We start from the raw sequence: 3,999 nt of genomic DNA, 5'->3' as shown, positions 1-3,999 counted from the left end.
CATGGAATCGTTTGGGATCCAGGTGCTTTGAAACAGCAGCCTCTAATGAAAAACCGGAGACATCGGCGGCTGTGTTGCAGGCCTGAACAGCTCTATGAAAGGGTAGAATGGTGGTCTAGAGAGATGGCGATGCAACATTCAGTAACAGAATATTTTAATCGTTTTATCTCTTCAGAGGCTGCAAATTCAGAGCTTGTACGCTGTTTGCCGAAAAACCCACATGCGACAGCAGAGGCGTTCCAAAAGGATGAAATTCGAGATATTTTACTCTTTAATATTCTTAACTACCTCGGACTCAAGATATCATTCATGAAACTGATCGAAATTAGCTTATGTGATGCGCTCGACCCGCATGCAAACAGAACTCGATTCACAGATGAAATGGTGAGCTTAACCGATGACAAATAGAGCGTCTTCACAGTCAAGCGTGTATGGATGAATTATCCGAGAACGAAGGAGATGATATCGATAAAGAAGTTTGGTCGTCCGCGGAAGGAGATCGAGCCTGAGTTAGAGGATCTGATGCTCGAAGTCCACAAAGAGCAAAAAGGCGTAATACGTCTTGAGCAGACAATCGAGTTCAAGTACGGTTCATATTCCTCATAACGCGACACATCGAGTTCTCCTGAAGCACAATCTGGCGCATTCGACACCGAACAAAAAGCGCCGCAGGAAGCCGTGGAACAGGTACGAGCGAAAACACAGTTTGACTGCAGTGCATATCGATTGGCATGACAGTGATTCGGGCAAGAAGGTCTGCGCTCTTCTGGATGACAGTTCGAGGCAATCACGAAAGGTTTTTTAATAACGAGGGCTTTAACCCAGACGAGCAAGCAATTCAGATCGCCTGGAGCTTGCGGTAAAGGAGGCTTGATATGAATATAGTTCTGCTCGGCCCACCGGGATCTGGGAAGGGGACCCAGGCCAAGATGATCGCTGAGAAGTTCAACGTGAAGCATATATCCACCGGAGATATACTCAGGGAGCACGTGAGGAATGGAACTGAGCTGGGGAAAGAGGCGAAGAAGTACATGGACGCAGGCCAGCTTGTGCCTGACTCGATACTGATAGGCATAATCAGGGATCGTCTCTCAAAGCCGGATGTGGCTGGTGGCTACATGCTCGATGGCTACCCAAGAACAATCCCCCAGGCCGAGGCGCTGGACAAGATACTGCCGGAGCTGAAACAGAAGATAGATGTTGTTCTGAACATAGATGTTCCCGATGAGGAGCTGGTAAGAAGGCTCAGCGGAAGGCGGATGTGCAAGTGCGGCAGGAGCTACCACATACTCTTCAATCCCCCGAAGGTTCCCGGAAAGTGCGATGTCTGCGGAGGCGAGCTCTACCAGAGGGACGATGACAAGGAGGAGGCAATACTCAACAGGCTCAAGGTCTACAAGCAGCAGACACAGCCGCTGATCGACTACTACACAAAGGCTGGACTGATAGCGAACATCAACGGCGCAGGCGAGATCAACCAGATATTCGATGAGATCTCAAAGGTACTGAGCAAGTTCAAGTGATCTGGCAGGCCAACCTGCCATCTTCGTATTTTCGCGTGATGGGGCACCTTCGGAGTGCTCTTCGGTCTCGCAGGGGATTGGTCCGCCGGCCTTCTCTCCAGAAGAGTCCTTGCCGTCATTTCACATGCTGAGCGAGCTCGACCTGTATCTTCGATGCAATTCCGCGGCCCAGGGATATCTTTGTTCCGTTGACATCCACAACAATCGGTCCCCCAAACGGCTGGCATGTGATCTTCTTCAGCCTGATCCCCTTCCTGATCCCTACTGCCTCCAGCCGCTTCTGCCAGCCGCCCATTCCTGTGAATGATTTGACCTCGAGCAGCGAGTTGCATGGCGCCTTTGTGAGCTCTATCATCGAAACCCCCGCGAAGCTCCATCACATATTCTATAAATCTACCGGTCTGATTGCAGGATTCCTGGAAGCGAGAGAAGCCAGTAGACGCCAGCTGTTGTGCACCATACTTCGCACTCAGCGTGGCCATGCGGAAATAGTGCAGCAGTACAGCCGGAAGATGCTGGTTGCAGCCTAGATCCTTCAACAGCAATATAATCTCTGCAGATTGTGCATGTGCGCTCAGAGCGATATGCTCTGAGCCCAATCGGTGATCCGCACGTTTATTCCGCGATCGTGGAGATACCTCTTGCAATCCCGTATGCTCCACTGGTTGAAGTGGAATATGCTCGCGGCCAGCGCTGCAGATGCATCAGTTCTTCTGAACACCTCATACATGTGCTCAGGGCTGGCACATCCTCCTGATGCGATCACTGGAATCCCCACCATTCTTGATACCGCATCAGTGAGCTCGATATCGAAGCCATCGTATGTGCCATCCCGGTCCATGCTTGTGAGCAGTATCTCCCCTGCGCCGAGCTCCTCAACGCGCCTCGCCCATGCGAGAGCATCAACCCCTGTGAAGCGCCTGCCTCCATAGTACGAGCACTCGAACCAGCACCGCCCGCTCTCAGTGTTTACTGTTATCCTGCCATCCAGATCATGATACCTTCTCTTCGCGTCGATCGCGACGACGACCGCCTGGCTGCCGTAGCTCTCCGAGATCTCTCTGATGAGCTCCGGCCGCCTGAGCGCTCCTGTGTTCACCGTAACCTTATCAGCACCTGCATTGAACGCATTCCGCGCGTCCTCCAGGCTTGAGATCCCTCCGCCCACTGTGAGGGGGACGAAAACATGCTCTGATGTCTTTTTGATTACGTCGAACATCGTAGCCCTACGCTCGTGGGAGGCTGTGATATCAAGAAATACGATCTCGTCAGCGCCATCCTCGTAGTAGCGGGTCGCCAGCTCCCAAGGGACTCCTGCGTATCTTATCTGCTTGAACTCGATCCCCTTGACAACCCTGCCGTCCGGAACTCCGAGATCGCAATCCAGACACGGAATGATTCTGCGGGCTAGCATCTGACCATCCTCACGAAATTCTCAAGTATCCTCAGGCCTTTCGGACCTGATTTTTCCGGATGGAACTGCGTTCCGTAGATGTTCTCCTCTGCCACAACCGCTGCCATATCCACGCCATAGTGTGTGGTTGCCACAACAGCTGTCTTATCATATGGAATGCAGTGGTAAGAGTGGACGAAGTAAAACATATCTCCTGGGGATATGCCATCCAGCAGCTCCAGATCCCTCTTCAGCTCAAGGCTGTTCCAGCCCATCTGCGGCACGGTTACCCACTCAGGCAGCCGCACGACCCTTCCGGGGATCCAACCGAATCCTCTGGCCCAGGGGCTCTCCTCGCTCTCGTCCATCATCACCTGCATGCCTATGCATATTCCCAGCACCGGCGTCCCCTCAGCGATCCTCTCCGCAAGAGCTTCCTGAAATCTGCGAAGGCTCTCCATGCACCTCCCGAAGGAGCCGACACCGGGTATTATTATTCCCGCAGCGCCCGCAAAATCAGGATCCCTCTTTATCTCAGGGTCTCCCCCTACCTTCAAAAGTGCGTTGTATATGCTGAACAGGTTGCCCATGCCGTAATCCACTATGGCTATCATCTCATGCCCTTCTCGCTTTCCATTCCATGATCGGAAAATGGTATCCTGCATCCTGTAAATATAGCTTTTGTGCTGTGTTTGCTGTGTTGAATAATTAAGAGCTCTAAGGTCGTAAGCTATTGATTTTTACTAGAATTTCAATTCGTATGAATCCAGCCTATGCTATCAGATTCTCAAACAGTATTCAACACAGCAGGTTCGTATGCTGTGTTGAATAATGTTTATAAACTATCCCTACTATTATCGGTCAGGTATAGCGATGGAAGGGCACGAATCATCTAAAGGACGTAATTGGCCGGAGTATAACGAGGCTCTTGTCAAACGCGGCGAGATTTACCTGACTTTCGACTTTCTGGAGAGCTGGGAGCGAGATCTGGAGGAACTAAACCGCGGCAAGCGCGGGAGGAAGTTTGCCTATCCCTGGTCATTTATCGAGCTTCTGGATTCATGTTATCTTCCACCTACCTTA

5 protein-coding genes and 1 pseudogene are annotated in these 3,999 nt (G+C 51.5%); 3 read left to right on the top strand and 3 right to left on the bottom strand.

The genetic code is table 11. From position 1 onward, the window contains the following. On the top strand, positions 1 to 408 hold a 408-nt coding region (locus NQU42_RS08230; RefSeq protein WP_296610580.1), incomplete at its 5' end, for a hypothetical protein. Between the two features lie 467 nt (positions 409 to 875). Next, a complete protein-coding gene (locus tag NQU42_RS08225) occupies positions 876 to 1,523 on the top strand; it encodes an adenylate kinase (protein ID WP_296610578.1) in 648 nt (215 codons plus the stop codon). Between the two features lie 115 nt (positions 1,524 to 1,638). Here NQU42_RS08225 and NQU42_RS08220 read toward each other — a convergent pair whose 3' ends face one another. From NQU42_RS08220 to hisH, 3 genes are all read right to left on the bottom strand, one after another. Further along, entirely contained in the window at positions 1,639 to 1,878 is a 240-nt protein-coding gene (locus NQU42_RS08220) for a FeoA family protein (RefSeq protein WP_296610576.1), read from the bottom strand. A gap of 219 nt (positions 1,879 to 2,097) precedes the next feature. After that, positions 2,098 to 2,937 (bottom strand): imidazole glycerol phosphate synthase subunit HisF, encoded by an 840-nt coding sequence (gene hisF, locus NQU42_RS08215; RefSeq protein ID WP_296610575.1) that lies wholly within the window; start codon positions 2,935 to 2,937, stop codon positions 2,098 to 2,100. Continuing rightward, positions 2,931 to 3,530, bottom strand: a complete 600-nt coding sequence (gene hisH / locus NQU42_RS08210) for an imidazole glycerol phosphate synthase subunit HisH (protein WP_296610573.1) — start codon at positions 3,528 to 3,530, stop codon at positions 2,931 to 2,933. The genes hisF and hisH overlap by 7 nt, the downstream gene beginning before the upstream one ends. A 259-nt stretch (positions 3,531 to 3,789) precedes the next feature. Here hisH and NQU42_RS08205 point away from each other — a divergent pair. Continuing rightward, a pseudogene (locus NQU42_RS08205) lies at positions 3,790 to 3,999 on the top strand (IS5/IS1182 family transposase); the annotation flags it as partial.

Source organism: Methanothrix sp. (assembly GCF_024518575.1).
In the GTDB taxonomy this organism is placed as follows: Archaea; Halobacteriota; Methanosarcinia; order Methanotrichales; family Methanotrichaceae; genus Methanothrix_B.
This window is presented reverse-complemented; position numbering and strand designations above follow the sequence as displayed.